The following is a 14,170-nucleotide window of genomic DNA, read 5'->3' as shown; positions in this document are numbered from 1 at the left end:
CCCGACGATCCTCTCTTCAGGTTTGTATGAGCGTTTGAACTCTCCATATCCAGTTGAAACCGATACGCAGAGGATAGACAATTCCTCTGATGGATCGACCGCCCCCACCTATCCTCGTCGTGGGGGTCCGGGGGCGGAGCCCCCGGCGTGAGCATGAGGGAAGGCTATGGATTCAGTTCGCAGGGGGGTTGAGGTGATGAAAAGAGAATGTTATCTACAGAGTCCTTCAGGTCATATCCCGGGCCCGGAAAGTTCCGGGATGACCTCGATCAAAAAAAAGTACAGATCCTCAGAACCACGCGTCCAGCGTCTTCTGCCCGGCCTTCATCCCCAGACGTTCAAGGGCGCTCTCCACCCTCCCTTCAGAGAAGGCGTACTCCTCGCAGAGCATCTCCACCACCCCGTCGCGCGTCGGACTCCCCCAGGAGAGATGGTAGTCTTCGGTGACCGGCGGATCGAGGAAGAAATTGCGGATGGGCTCGGGGTCGAACTCAGGCGCCTTCTCCTGGACTGTCTCGACAAACTTCCCCTTCTGCACGATCTTCAGGGCCGTTTTCGCCCCGATCCCCCTGATCCCGGGGTTGAAGTCGGTCCCGACCAGGATCCCGATCTCGATGAGGTTCTCGCGGGTGATCACGAGCCCGTCCAGCACCTGCTGGAGATCGATCCTCTCCGGGCGCACCGTCACCGTCCGGCCGCGCATCTTCCGCCTGCCCGAGATGGTGAGGTTCCTGACCAGGTGCGGCGCCCCGAAGAGGAGGGCGTCATAGTCCTGTGAGGCCACCGCAGCGACATCACCCCTCCCCGCCATGAACGCCGCCTGCGCCTCGCCCTCGCTTGGCGCCTGGACACACGGGATACCCATCAGCGAGAGCAACCGTTTTGCCGAGGCGATCATCCCGGCATCGATCCTGGACGAGGCCCTCGCCTGTTTGTAGGCCTCCTCCTGGTCGCCACGCGCCAGCGCTTCTTTCCATGCCTCGCCTGCGGCGTCTCTCACCTCCCGCCGCTTCTCGATCGTCGTGCTCTTCAACTGGGGCGGTGCCCCGTCGAAGACATAGACCGGCCTGAGCCCCTTCTCCAGGAAGTTGACATTCCTGAAGAACAGTCCTGAGAGATGGGACGTGACCCGCCCCTCCCTGTCCATCAACGGGGTGCCGTCCGGCTGCCTGATTATGGAGAGGAACTGGTAGAGTGCATTGAAGGCATCGACTGCCACGACGCCCCGCATCTCCTCGAGGTCAGTCTCCTCCCGGTAGTCCTTGATAATATCTCTGAGTGCAACGCCCATGGAAGATCACAAGAATAATTGTCTGCTCTTTTATCGGTACATCCTGCGGGTGAGTTCGCTCACCGTCGTATCGATATGCTGGACAGTGTTATCATATTTCTGTGCCATCGTCTGCGAAAGCTCCTCCATGTTCACCCTCATCGTGCGCTCGCGCGAGACGATACTCTCTTCGAGCCGCCAGATCTTAGAGCCAAGAGAGAGAAAAAGCCCGCCAAGAGAGAGCATCATCAGCGTCGTCGCCACTGCCATCGTCAGGTCCTGCCAGACCCGCCAGACCAGCGTGAGGGTGGAGACCACAAGGAGTATGGTGAGGACGATATCGACAAGGACATCTCTGATCTCCATGCTTTTAGATAATAGAATACTATTAATTAACCTAACGATATTAGAAGAGGTCTGCAATGGATATCAGGAATAACGTCCCTCTGTTGGTGATGCCGCTTATGCTCCTCCTTGTGGAGGCCGTCGGGATCTATCTCGCCCTCCCGATGCAGGCGGCAGGTGTCGTCGCCTTTGAAGACCCGTCCTCGGTCGCAAACCCCTTCATCTTCATCGCTCTCCTCCTGGGGTTCACCCTGGTCATGCTCGTCCTCATTAAACTCGGGGGCAAACGGGTGATCCTCGGACTCGTCGCCCTTTCGGTGTTCCTCACGCTTTACTTCGTCTTCTGGAGTCTAGGAGTGACTGCGCTCGACCTTTCATCCATCGCCCTTCCTTTTGCTCTCGTAGGCGCGGCGGTCGGGACCGCCCTCCTCTTCCTGTACCCAGAGTGGTATGTCATCGACACCCTCGGCATCCTCATCGCCGCCGGCGTCGCCGCAATCTTTGGGGTCTCCCTTGCGGTCCTGCCGGTGATCCTTCTCCTCGTCCTGCTTGCCGTCTATGACGCCATCTCGGTCTACAAGACCAAGCACATGCTCACGCTTGCCGAGGGGATCATGGAACTCAAGACTCCCATCCTCTTTGTCGTCCCTAAACGACGGAGTTTCTCGTTCAGGCATGAAGGGATGGACCTTGGAAAAGAGAAAGACGAACGAGGTGCTTTTATCATGGGCATGGGGGATCTGATCATGCCCTCGGTCCTCGTCGTCTCGGCCCAGGTCTTCCTCACTGACTCGACCGTCCTGGGCATCTCGGTCCCCGCCCTTGGAGCCATGCTCGGTTCGGTCGCAGGGATGGCCGTGCTCCTCTACTTTGTCTTATCAGGACGACCGCAGGCCGGGCTCCCCCCCCTCAACGGCGGGACGATCCTCGGTTTCCTCCTCGGGTGTGCCCTCGTCGGGGCGTGGGGCTGGCTCACGATAGTGTGAGAGGACGGCTTCGAGCACCTCTTTTACCCCTCTGCCGGTCTGGGCTGACATAGAGAATTCTGCCTCGCTTTCCGCCCCGAGGTCGGCCTTGTTGGCGACGATGATCACCGGCACCTCCACCCTGGCCTGGATGGCCTCAAGGAGGTGGCGCTGGTCCTCCACCGGGTAACCGCAGTACTCGCTCGGGTCAAGGATGAAGACGACCAGGTCGGCGGTATGGATGATCGCCGAGATCGCCTGCTCCTCGATGGGGTTGCGCTCCTCATCAGGGCGGTTGAGCAGGCCGGGGGTGTCGACGAGCTGGATCCGTGTGCGCCCCTCGTAGCGGTGGCCGACGATCACCCCTTTGGTGGTGAACGGGTATGACGCCACCTCGGGTTCGGCCGAGGAGATCCTGTTGATGAACGAGGACTTACCGACATTCGGGTACCCGGCGATGACCACCGTGAACTCGTCGTCCCTGATGTCAGGGAGTTTCCTGAGGACGTTCCTGGCCTCGTTAAGGAACCGGAGGTCGTCGTCGATCTGGTGGACGATCGAGGCGATCCTGGCCACGGCGCGTTTTCTGACCGCCGCGGTGTCTTCAGCCCACCTGATCCGCGCCCCACCGTGTTCCCAGCCCATCCGTTTGGTGTGCATCGCCGCCCATCCCACGCTCCCGAGTGCCTTCTTGAGCCGTTCGATCCCGAAGAGTGCCTCGACGGTGTCACGGTAGAAGGGCGGTTGCTCTTCAAGGATCGGGAACGACTGGATCACGTGGACGAGGCGGTCATGGACCGCACTTGAGACGGCCCTGACAAACTCCTCGTTCGCACGGTCTTTGTTCATCTTCTTCTGCATTTTTTTCGCAGCGCGCCTGAAGCTGCGGTCCAGTACTTCGTCTGCAGTCGGAACGGTTGGTATTTTTTCAAAATCCACGGCACCCACAACCAAGATAACTATGAAGAGTCCCTTATTCTATTATGGATTTGTCCCTTATCCAGAAAGAGATACTTATCACTCTCATCACCCTGTATCATCAGCACTCGCGTGCAATCAAGGGTGAGGAGATCGCGGAAGTTCTAAAACGCAACCCCGGAACAGTCAGGAACCAGATGCAGTCTCTCAAGGCACTCGGATTGGTCGACGGCGTCCCTGGCCCGAAGGGAGGATACAACCCTTCAACACAGGCCTACACCGAACTCAACATCGGCGAGTACGAGCGCGCGTATATGGTGCCGATCTCCAGGGGCGGTGTCGAGGTCGAAAGCGTCAATGTGTCAGAGATCGACTTCACCACCCTCTGCCACCCTGACATCTGTCATGCCCTCATCAAACTCCTCGGAAGCGTCAAGATGTTTGATATCGGTGACGAGATCACTGTCGGTCCGACGCCGGTGAACAAGATGCTCATTAGAGGCGAGATCTTTGGCAAGGACGAGGTGAAGAGTTCGTTGCTCATCTCGATCAGCGAGATGATCTCTCTCCCTAAAAAATCGGTAAAGCACTATATGAGTTCTCCACTCATCTCCTTTACTCCCACCGATACGCTCAAGGACGCAGCTTCGGTCTTTGCCAGACGCCACATTCACGGTGCCCCGGTGATGGACGGCGATCACCTCCTCGGGATCGTGACGCTCAGCGACCTTGCCAGGAGTATTGAGCAGGGACTTGATCTCTCGACACCGGTGACCAATACAATGACCTCTGATGTCGTTGAGGTCGATGCCGAGACGAAACTCTACGAGGTGATCAGGCGTTTTAAGGAAAAGGAGATCGGGAGAGTGATCGTAGTCGAGAATGGCAGGCCGATAGGGATCATTACCCAGACCGATATTATCGGCGTATTCTTGCTCTAATCTTTTTTTTGGGTCGAATTCATCTCACCACTCTCCAACCATCTTCTCCCACCGTGTGTGCCAAAGGTCGACCTGGAAAGCGAGGTGCCGACCACTTGGTTTTGTAGACCATGTAGAAGGATGAAAATATCATATCAGAACTGGATTGATTCCTGACCCTCATCCTTCATTCGAGGAGCAAATCGGAGTCAAGCATCATGCTGCCCCATGGCCATCTTCGTCGTTGGGGGTCCGGAGTCAGCGCCCCCGGTGCGATTCATGGGAGAAGGCGGGAGAATCACGCCTGCACCCATAATGGGGGAGGGTTTCTACAGGCTTCTATTCTGACTATCCTGGCTCTGTAGAAATCATCTTGATGGTTCTCTTCGCCGGGGGGCATGCCGCCCCCCCCCGAACCCCCCGCGCGAGCGATAGGTGGCAGACGGGATCCCGTCTATCAGGATTGTTTTTCCAGCCTTCCCGGCCCTATCTTCATCCCGGGGTTCCAGGGGGAGACCCGCCGGCGTGAGACGGCGGAGAAGATCCTGTGAATGAGGGGGCACGCTCCACGCTAGAGACCTGCATGAGAGAGATCAAGAGGCTCTCTACAAAGCCGTTTTGTAGACTCTCTTGCCCTTATTCCCTGTGCACGCGTGGATTTACTCTCCCTTCCCTCTTATAGGGACGGGGCGCCCCCCATAACTCCTGGCAGGAAGGCAATACTGGTGACCACGAAGAGGGTGGCGGCGTCTTTGATCTGATCTCGTGGAGGGGGGTGGGCACGTCACTCTTCGTGAGTGCCAGATCTGGTTCCCGGAAGCGCCTTTCCTCTCCTCTGAGCGGGTGCGGGGGGTGGGGATGCCGGCCGATATGGGCGGCTGTGACACCACATTTTACTGCGCGGTCAGACGCCGATATAAGCTAAAATATAGCTCAAATTTGGAAAATAGCTGATTATATTTCATTTCTATTCTGCCAGATCTGCCCCCAACCTGCGCGACCGCCTCTCTCTGCCATCCACCTGGCCGATGAGTATGTCCTGCCTGATGGCCCTGGCCGCGACCCAAGAACACCCAGATGGGTAGCATGAAAGGGTCGTCACCTGATCCAACCACCCACAAGTATAAATAGAGGTATTTATATCAAAGAATGTGTTATTTCAACCCTCCTAAATGCAATGAGGCAGGGTTGACCGAGGAGATGAAGAAGAATGAGTGAACTACCTATTGCCCCGGTTGGCAGGATAATCAAGAACGCCGGTGCTGAGCGCGTGAGCGCGGATGGAAGTGAGGCGCTCGCAGCGCTCATGGAAGAATATGGGACTCAGATGGCGAGGGAAGCGATCAAACTCACCAGGCATGCAGGACGCAAGACCGTGAAGGCGGTCGACATCAAGATGGCGTCAGAGATCCTCAAGTGAACTCCCGCAGAATTCTGCGGAAAAGCAAATCTCCCCTCTTTTCAAAGGATATATATATTCACGAAGCGCACCGAAAAACCATGAATAAAATCTTCTCACGGAGTCTTGCGCGCAAGCAGGTGATGAGCAGTGATGGTATGCTCATCGGCCAGATCAAGAACCTGCTGGTCGACCTCGACAGCGGGGAGGTGATCGACCTGATCGTAAAACCAGACCAGACCTTTGACTCCTCCGGGTACCGGATGGACGGTGAGATGATGTTGATACCCTTTGAGGCGGTCAAGGACGCCCGCGACTATATCGTCGTCGACCGTTATCTCTCCAGAAAGTGAGCGCGGTATTTTCTGACGATCTCAACGAAACCTTCTCCATACTTTTTCTCTGCAACATATTCGGCCGCGGTCAATGGTGCAGGGGCGGCATTGCCCACCGCAGCCCCGACGCCGGCACGCCTGAGCATCTCGGTATCGTTTTCTGAGTCGCCTATCGCCAGGAACTCTTCAGGTGCAAGGTCCATCAGGCCTGCAAGTTCAGAAAGGCCGCTCCCCTTCGAGACTCCCCTGTACTGGAGATGGATCGCAAATCCCGTGTCGATGGCCCTGACCGGCATATCGGCAATGACCTCTGAGACCTCTGCCGGACTGACCGTGCGGGCGAAGGCGATGTCGGCAAAACGGTTTTCAGGAGAATAAAGTGTGAGGGCCTTGCCTTCTTCTGCAAAGTGATCCTCAATGCGGTGGTATGCGTCCCAGCAGACCTCCTGGTGGCCGGCGACATGGAGGGTGCCGTCGAACTGGTGGCGGTAGACCCCGCCGTTCTCGCCGATGATGCTCCCGTCTGTCCCGATCATCTTGCAGAGAATGTCAAGCGAACAGGTGGTGTTGCCGCTTGCAAGCACCACCGGTATGCCGGCATCCACCAGGTCACGGATCGCCAGAATGGCGGCGGTGGAGATCCGCCGCCTCTGGTCGGTGAGAGTCCCGTCGACGTCAGTGACAACCGCCCTGAGCACTCCTGACCACCCTCAAGGCTTGAGCCCGCCTTCTTCGACGACGAATGCTGCTTCGCCCTCGGGAAGGTTCGGGCTGTCCACCAGTTTTGCAATCCTGCGGCCGCCTTTGCTCTTGCGGAGATACAGCCTGAACTTGGCGGCATGACCGACGATGTTGCCGCCGATCGGTTTGGTCGGGTCGCCGAAGAAGACACCTGGGTTGGACTGGACCTGGTTGGTCACCAGGGCGACCGCATTGAACTCCTCGGCCAGTTTGGCCAGGTCGTACATGTGCCGGTTCAGTTTCTGTTGCCGCACCGAGAGAGTTCCTCTGCCTGCATATTCTGCCCTGAAGTGAGCGGTAAGGGAGTCGATGATGATGAGCCTGACCGGATACTCGGTCTCCTTCATCTCGGTGGCAAGGTCGCGCGCGCTCTCGACCAGGAGCATCTGGTGGTCTGAGGTGTAGCCCTTAGCCACATGGATATGTTCGAGGAACTCCTCGAAGGGCGGCACGTCGTATCCCTCAATTTCAAGGCCCCTTACCATCTGTTCGATACGTTCCGGGCGGAAGGTGTTCTCGGTATCGATATAGACGCACGACCCCTCGAGGCCCCCGAACTCTTCGGGGAGGTAGGCATTGACCGCCATCTGGTGGGCGATCTGACTCTTGCCCGACCCGAACTCACCATAGACTTCAGAGATGGACTTGGTCTCCATCCCGCCCCCGAGCAGGTCGTCGAACTCAGGAACAAGAGTCTTGAGTTTCTTGACCTCTTTGCGGTCCTCGAGGACGGCGATCCCGGTCTTGAATCCCCCGATATCGGCGAGTTCTCGGGCGCCCTTGATGACTTTCTTTGCACTTGCCTCCCCGATCTCCGCCGCTTCGGCGAGGTCGGCGGGCGAAGCGGTGGCGACGCTCTCAACCGTTGCATACCCAGCTTCCCTGAGTTTGTCGGCCGTGGTCGGGCCGACTCCAGGGAGGTCTTCAAGATCCAGTGAACCAGAGGACATATTTTTTTCACTCCTTTTGATATGTGGTCTCACACCAGCAGAAGAGGTGCGGAATGCCGGAAAAATACACGCGAGATGGTGGTCTCCAGGCACACATATCATTTTCGCACTCCCCCCTATAGTCTCCTTCCCGTGCGCGGTGTGAAAGTGAACACGCGGGTGGGGGGTCGGTGCCCTCTCCTTTGCGAGGTCTCTTCCTGACATTCGCGCTGGCGAAGATATTAGAGATCAATCATGGAGGTCATCCCAAAACTCTCCGGCCCTCCTCCCCACCGATTGAGAGCGATGGATGACAATGAAGAGATCCCAACTTTTTTCATCGCGCGCCCATACATTCGTCGCCTTCCCCCTCGCCCATGCCAGAGGCGCTGTCCCCGGACCCCCGGGATGGCGATGGGGACGGGAAGGCAGAGAAAAGACCATGTAGACGGGACGCAATCCTCCGCCAACTCCGTCAATCTTCATCGGCGGGGGGTCCTGGGGGCAGCTAAGCCCCCCGGTCGAGGAGAGAGTTTAGAATTTCAGGAAGGAAACACTTCAGTTTGAGGAGATATCCAACCCTGGAGAGTTTTGAGATATGTTCTTGTTGAATCGGATATGGTCCGTGGCGTGAGAGTATACGCGATTGAACACATCTCAGAAGTATGCGGTGCCTGTACAATCTGCTGGATCAGAACAGATCTTCAAGAAATTTGGCTATGTAGAAACCCACTGGACAGAACTCTCTGGCAGGGTGCAGGCCGCTTCCCTGTTCTCCACGCAAAGACTGGTGGCAGGTGGTAAATCTCTCTTCAGGTTCACCGACTGTGCCTTCCTGACTCTATCTTCATCCATGATGGTGTGGGAAGGCAAGTCGATCAGAACAGGGGCCATCATCGTAGGATCTTTTCTGTCGTCTCGCATCGGGGGTTGCACCCCCGGACCCCCGCCACACGATTGAGTCGAGGACGGCAGACCCCTCGTCATGATATCATCTAATCTGCCTTCCCCATCGTCCTCACGGAGGCGCGGGGGTCACTTGCCCCCAGCATCCCCCAGCATGACAGTCTGAGAAGGCACGTCGATCAGGCGTGCCGCCCTCAATCGCAGAATCTCCACCAACATCTCGCGTCGGGGATTACACCCCTGAGCCGCGCCGCACGATTGGTCGAGGACACCGCCCCTCTCGTCATGGTCGTCGATTCTGCCTTCCTGATCCCATCGTGATCCAAGGGGTTCGGGGGTTGCACCCCCGGCCTAAAAGGAGGGAAAGCGGATGACACACATCCTCCCCCCACAAAAAGTGGGGTTTACATGAAAATGATCCAGTCGTTCTATTCTGGATTTATGGATGAGAATTCGAACGCACTGATAATCCTCAAAACCGATACACAGAGGAAAGAGACACCTTCTGAACGATCAGGTTCTCTGCCTTCCCACCCTCTCTTCATCCCGGACCCCCCACGACAAAGATAGGTGGGGGCGGCGATGGAACATGATCCTCACCAATTCTCCGGTCTTAATGTTCATCCTATATGCTTGAGGCGTGTTCTCGCCTCATGCTCATTCTACAGGATCCAGAGAATGGATATTCGTGCAACGAAGAGATTAAAAAAGGTCTAAATCCGGCTCTGTAGAAACCTTCCCCCTTTATGGGTGCACGCGTGATTCTCCTGCTTTCCCTCATGAATCACGCCCGGGGCGCTGCCCCGGCCCCCTGGGATCACGATGGGGCCGGGAAGGCATATTCGAAATTCATGAATGAAGTGGGAGTGCTGTCCACGACCCAGCCTGGTGCGGGAGGTTCTGAGGGCGGCACACCCCCCGCCAGAGAGTTTCTACAGGGCCCTAAATCCCTCTCATCTTCCCGAGCATTTCATCGAGGTCTTCCAGGCGGTGCTCCAGGGAGGAGCGACTGACCCCGGCCGGTTCGACCGCGCAGGGAGTGATCAGTCTGCCTTTCAGGACGCCGTCCACCCGCACCTCCTGGCCAGGGAGAAGATCGCAGGAGAGGAGATAGGTCTCGTGCCCGTCGTCGAGCGTCGTCCCAAGGGGGGAGGGGACGACCGTCCCTTCAAAGGAGATCTCGTGCTCATCTGCCTGCGGGAGGACGAGCATGCTCCCGCGCCCGACCGAGACCTCCACCCCCCCGTATCGCCCCTCCCTGGTGCGGGCATGATAGACCTTCACCTCCTCGCCGGGACTGATGGACTCGAGGGCCTGGTCTCCCCAGAGGACCAGGTGCACCGTACCCGAGTCGTCGACGAGATCGAGGTTCCGCACCCATGAGCGCGTCCCTTTCCTGGTCGTGAACCCGTGCGGCGGCTGCACGCCGGTGACTTCCCCGGTCACCGACACCGTCAGGTCCGGGCGCACGTCCCTGGCCGGTGTGAGCATGACCTCCACCTCGCGCCCGGCCGGTTCGATCTGTCCCCCTTCGCCGAGACTGAACTCGGTCCCATAACGCCGGTCCCTGCCCCCCGGACGTGCGCCGACGATCCTGACCGACTCGCCAGGATAGACTTTTGCGAGCAGGGTAGGTTCCCAGCAGACGAGCCTTGCCGTCCCGGTCTCGTCACCGATCACCGCAGGTACCATCGCCCCCGCCGACCCATCCCGTCTTGTGAAGATCTTCTGCTCCTCGATCCCCAGCACCCGCACCACCAGGTCGCCGGACCCTGCCGGGGAGGCGCAGTTCCTCTCAGTGCCGAAGGGACACTCGATGGCGACGGTGGACTTCCTGAGGGCCATGGCCGAGAGGCTCCATCCGCTCCTGCCAGAGAGCCGACCGATCACCTCGAGTACTTCTCCTTCCTCGATCTCGGCCACCGCCCCGGTCTTCTCGTCCCAGAGCACGACCTCGACCTTTCCGGTGGCATCACCGAGGAGAAGCGTGGCACGCACGCCCAGGTCGCCGTCGGCCCGGGTAAATTCCTCAGGCTCACCGATCGCAATCACCTTGCCGAAGAAAGAGAAGAGAGAAGGGCCAGGGCGGATCTCTGCGATTGTGAGGTGCTGCCTCCCGCAGTCGCTGACGACCATGAGAGCCGCGGCGTTCTCATCGAGCAGCCCCCCGGCGTCGCTCATCCGTGCTCTGACCCGCTGTTCAAATTCTTCACGGCTGATGAGGTCGTCGACAAGGGCGTAGTGAAACTGCACTCGCGACGCTCCTCAGTCCTGCCAGGCAGGCTCCTGCATTGCGGCGGTGACGTCGTCGAGTTCTTCGGTGCGGCGCATCAGGGCGTGCTTCCCGCCGCGCACCGCCACTTCGGCGCAGCGCGGCCGGCTATTGTACTGCGAAGACATCGCAAACCCGTAGGCCCCAGCGTCGAGGACGGCGACGAGATCTCCTGCTACAGGTGCAGGGAGGGCGCGGTCCTGGGCCAGGAGGTCGCCGGTCTCGCAGATTGGGCCGGCGACCGTATAGGTGCCGTCGGCAGGTTGGTCGGCCTTGTTCGCGACGACGACCTCGTGGTATGAGTCGTACATCGCCGGTCTGACCAGGAGGTTGAAGCCGGCGTCGACGTTCACAAAGGTCCGGTGCGCACGCTTCACCGAGTTGACCCTGGCAAGGAGGACCGAAGAGTCGCCGACAAGCCAGCGGCCTGGCTCAACCCAGAGAGCCGGGTCGATCCCGGCGTCCCTGATCCCCTGCAGGAAGACCGGCATCACGGCGTCGGCGTACTCTTCAGGAGTTGGGGCGGTGTCGGTCTCGTGGCGGTACGGGATCCCGAGCCCCCCGCCGATGTCCAGGAACCTGATCTCGGCACCGAGGTCGGTGACCTCCTTTGCGACCTCGACCATCACCTCAGCCGCCCGGGCGAAGGGTTCGACCTCAAGGATCTGGGAGCCGATATGACAGTGGATCCCTGCCGGGTCGATATGCTCGCAGGCGAGCGCCTCGGCATAGGCCCCGACGATCTCCTCTGCCGGGATCCCGAACTTGCTCGTCTTCAGCCCGGTGGCGATCTTCGGGTGGGTCGGGACCTCGAGGGCCGGGTTGACCCTGAAGGCGATCTCGACACTCTTCCCGGCCTCGGCGGCCGCCACCTCAAGCTGGTGGAGTTCGTCGACCGAGTCGACTGAGACCCGCACGCCTGTCTCGACGGCAAGAGCGAGGTCTGCCGGGCTCTTGGAACTCCCATTGAAGAGGAGGCGGTCTGGCTGCATCCCGGCCTGCATGGCGAGTTTGAGTTCGCCTGACGAGAAGACGTCGGCGCCCGCACCCTGCTCGGCGAGTGCCCGCATGACCGCAAGGTTGCCGTTTGCCTTGGCCGCAAAGAGCACCTGGACCGCGGGGTAGTGGGCGGTGAGCGCCGAGGTGAATCTCTTGAAATTTCCGACGATGCGGTCGAAGTCGGTGACGTACAGCGGCGTGCCATAGGTCCCGGCAAGGTCGACGAGGTCGAGGCCGCCGAGGTGGAGGTGACCGTCCTCGACGGTGAGGTGGGATGGGAGTTTCACAGGCTCACCCTCCCGATCCGCTCGGCGGCTTCCTCGATCCGCTCGACCGACCTGGTGATGGCAAAGCGTACATAGCCCTCGCCACTCTCGCCAAACCCGACCCCTGGGGTGACGACGATCCCAGCCTCGTCCAGGAACTTTGCCGCCGCCTTCATGCAGTCGTCGACCGGCATCCAGACATAGAAGGTCGCCTTGGGGGCCTGGACATCGAACCCGTCCTCGCGCAGTCCTTTCACCAGGGCGTCACGCCGCTCCTGGTAGGTGGCGCAGGCGTCGGCGACGCACTGTTGCGATCCGGTGAGTGCGGTGATCCCGGCGTGCTGCACGGCGTCAAAGACCCCTGAATCGACATTGGACTTGACCCGCGCCAGGCCGGAGAGCACCTCGGGGTTGCCGACGGCCATCCCGATCCGCCATCCGGTCATATTGTAGGTCTTGGAGAGAGAGTGCATCTCGACCCCGACCTCCTCGGCCCCGTCCGCTTCCAGGAAGGAGGGGGCCTTGTAGCCGTCAAAGGTGATCTCAGAGTAGGCATTGTCGTGGACGACGACGATGTCGTGCTCGCGGGCAAACTCCACGACCTCGTTGAAGAAGGACATGGGCGCGGTCGCAGCCGTCGGGTTGTTCGGGTAGTTGAAGAAGAGGATTTTTGCCCGCTTCAGCACCTCTGCCGGGATGTCGTCGAGGACAGGGAGGAACTTGTTCTCGGCACGCAGGGGCAGGAGGTGGGTCTTCCCCTCGGCAAAGAGCGTTGAGGTCTTGTAGACCGGGTAGCCCGGGTCGGTGGCCAGGACATAGTCGCCCGGGTTGACGAACGCCTCGGGGATATGGGCGATCCCGTCTTTTGACCCCATCAGGGCGACGACCTCGTTGCCTGGGTCCAGGGAGACCGAAAAGCGGTTCTGGTACCATGTCGCGACCGCCTCTTTGAAAGGAAGTATCCCGTCGTAGGCGGGGTAGTGGTGGTTCTCAGGGTTCTGGACCGCCCTGACCATCGCCTCGACGATATGGGCAGGGGTCGGCAGGTCGGGATCGCCGACACCCAGGTCGATGACGTCGACGCCCTCACTCTTTTTCTGGGCTTTTAACGCGTCAATTCTGGCAAAGAGATATGGTGGCAGGTTATCCAGTCTCTGTGAGTACATCGTCCTAGTTTTCGTGTGGCAAGGATAATTAAGTTCGCACCCTTCCCGCGGCATGGAGGGAGGGTGGTCAGAGAGAGAAGAGAAACGGGCCCTGTAAAGATGGGCATGAGAGGAAAACACGATCCATGCATGTTTTTGAAAATGAGCACGACACCACATAGAAGCACCATCAAATGAATAGTCGCCCCCGCCTGTCTTCGTCGTGGGTGGTGCGGGGGGCGGTTAGTGTTCATTCAAGAACGAAATGTCGTCACCACAATGCAAAAAACGAAGTACCTCTCTCCTTGCATGAAGAAAACATAGGAAAAGACCTCACCCTCTTAATGATCTCAGGGATCCGCGAGTCGCGCCTTTTGGGGCGTATGGAATGGGAAGCGACGTCGATCATCATTGCCGCCCTACAGAAGAAAAACGAAGACATTTTTATCACTCTCTCGCGCCTGGCGGAGCCCTCGGAACACCCCCACGGCGAGGTGGAGGAGAGGGCGTCACACTTCGGAAGGAAAGCCTTCAGTTCAAGATGATGGTCAGGCCACAGGGAGTTGTGGGATCTGCTCATGGTAGGCCTTCATAGATCTGTCAGAATAGCCTTCTGATCGCGTGCCTTCCCACTTCAATCGCACTGGGGGTTGCACCCCTGGAACCCTCACCGTACGATTGGTCGAGGATCCCTCCCCTCTCGTCATGGTCGTCGATTCTGCCTCCCCGACCTCATCGTGATCCCGGGGGTCCGGGGCAG

13 protein-coding genes are annotated in these 14,170 nt (G+C 59.0%); 5 read left to right on the top strand and 8 right to left on the bottom strand.

The features are described 5' to 3' along the window. Window positions 1-289 precede the first annotated feature (289 nt). On the bottom strand, window positions 290-1,291 hold the full coding sequence (fen, locus tag J2129_RS05770) for a flap endonuclease-1 (protein WP_209629966.1): 1,002 nt from the start codon (window positions 1,289-1,291) through the stop codon (window positions 290-292). 30 nt (window positions 1,292-1,321) lie between these two features. Continuing rightward, window positions 1,322-1,636 (bottom strand): hypothetical protein, encoded by a 315-nt coding sequence (locus J2129_RS05765; RefSeq protein ID WP_209629965.1) that lies wholly within the window; start codon window positions 1,634-1,636, stop codon window positions 1,322-1,324. Window positions 1,637-1,692: 56 nt separating this feature from the next. Between J2129_RS05765 and J2129_RS05760 the strand changes: the two genes are divergently transcribed. Beyond that, on the top strand, window positions 1,693-2,601 hold the full coding sequence (locus J2129_RS05760) for a presenilin family intramembrane aspartyl protease PSH (protein WP_209629964.1): 909 nt from the start codon (window positions 1,693-1,695) through the stop codon (window positions 2,599-2,601). On the opposite strand, the gene J2129_RS05755 is transcribed toward J2129_RS05760, so the two are convergent. Further along, complete coding sequence (locus J2129_RS05755; protein ID WP_209629963.1) at window positions 2,494-3,519, bottom strand: GTPase; 1,026 nt, start codon at window positions 3,517-3,519, stop codon at window positions 2,494-2,496. The two genes, J2129_RS05760 and J2129_RS05755, sit on opposite strands and share 108 nt — an antisense overlap. A 44-nt stretch (window positions 3,520-3,563) precedes the next feature. Between J2129_RS05755 and J2129_RS05750 the strand changes: the two genes are divergently transcribed. The 3 genes from J2129_RS05750 to J2129_RS05740 all read left to right on the top strand — a co-directional run bounded on the left by J2129_RS05750 (window position 3,564) and on the right by J2129_RS05740 (window position 6,170). Beyond that, entirely contained in the window at window positions 3,564-4,439 is an 876-nt protein-coding gene (locus J2129_RS05750; RefSeq protein ID WP_209629962.1) for a CBS domain-containing protein, read from the top strand. A 1,189-nt stretch (window positions 4,440-5,628) separates the two neighbouring features. Next, window positions 5,629-5,838 (top strand): histone family protein, encoded by a 210-nt coding sequence (locus J2129_RS05745; protein ID WP_209629961.1) that lies wholly within the window; start codon window positions 5,629-5,631, stop codon window positions 5,836-5,838. 80 nt (window positions 5,839-5,918) lie between these two features. Then, on the top strand, window positions 5,919-6,170 hold the full coding sequence (locus J2129_RS05740; RefSeq protein WP_209629960.1) for a PRC-barrel domain-containing protein: 252 nt from the start codon (window positions 5,919-5,921) through the stop codon (window positions 6,168-6,170). Here J2129_RS05740 and J2129_RS05735 read toward each other — a convergent pair. The 5 genes from J2129_RS05735 to J2129_RS05715 all read right to left on the bottom strand — a co-directional run bounded on the left by J2129_RS05735 (window position 6,152) and on the right by J2129_RS05715 (window position 13,431). Next, complete coding sequence (locus J2129_RS05735) at window positions 6,152-6,850, bottom strand: phosphoglycolate phosphatase (protein ID WP_209629959.1); 699 nt, start codon at window positions 6,848-6,850, stop codon at window positions 6,152-6,154. The genes J2129_RS05740 and J2129_RS05735 overlap by 19 nt on opposite strands. 12 nt (window positions 6,851-6,862) lie before the next feature. After that, on the bottom strand, window positions 6,863-7,843 hold the full coding sequence (gene radA / locus J2129_RS05730; RefSeq protein WP_209629958.1) for a DNA repair and recombination protein RadA: 981 nt from the start codon (window positions 7,841-7,843) through the stop codon (window positions 6,863-6,865). 1,827 nt (window positions 7,844-9,670) lie between these two features. After that, window positions 9,671-10,981: a hypothetical protein gene (locus tag J2129_RS05725; RefSeq protein WP_209629957.1), complete on the bottom strand. Its 1,311-nt coding sequence runs from the start codon at window positions 10,979-10,981 to the stop codon at window positions 9,671-9,673. A 12-nt stretch (window positions 10,982-10,993) separates the two neighbouring features. After that, entirely contained in the window at window positions 10,994-12,286 is a 1,293-nt protein-coding gene (lysA, locus tag J2129_RS05720) for a diaminopimelate decarboxylase (RefSeq protein ID WP_209629956.1), read from the bottom strand. Beyond that, on the bottom strand, window positions 12,283-13,431 hold the full coding sequence (locus J2129_RS05715; RefSeq protein WP_209629955.1) for an LL-diaminopimelate aminotransferase: 1,149 nt from the start codon (window positions 13,429-13,431) through the stop codon (window positions 12,283-12,285). Before J2129_RS05715 ends, lysA begins: the two co-directional genes overlap by 4 nt. 284 nt (window positions 13,432-13,715) lie before the next feature. On the opposite strand from J2129_RS05715, the gene J2129_RS05710 reads away from it, so the two are divergent. Next, window positions 13,716-13,955: a hypothetical protein gene (locus tag J2129_RS05710; RefSeq protein WP_209629954.1), complete on the top strand. Its 240-nt coding sequence runs from the start codon at window positions 13,716-13,718 to the stop codon at window positions 13,953-13,955. Window positions 13,956-14,170: the final 215 nt, after the last annotated feature.

Origin of the sequence: Methanofollis sp. W23 (assembly GCF_017875325.1) — an archaeon.
Classification (GTDB): Archaea; Halobacteriota; Methanomicrobia; order Methanomicrobiales; family Methanofollaceae; genus Methanofollis.
Note: the sequence above shows the minus strand (reverse complement) of the source record. Positions and strands in the feature narration are given on the sequence as shown.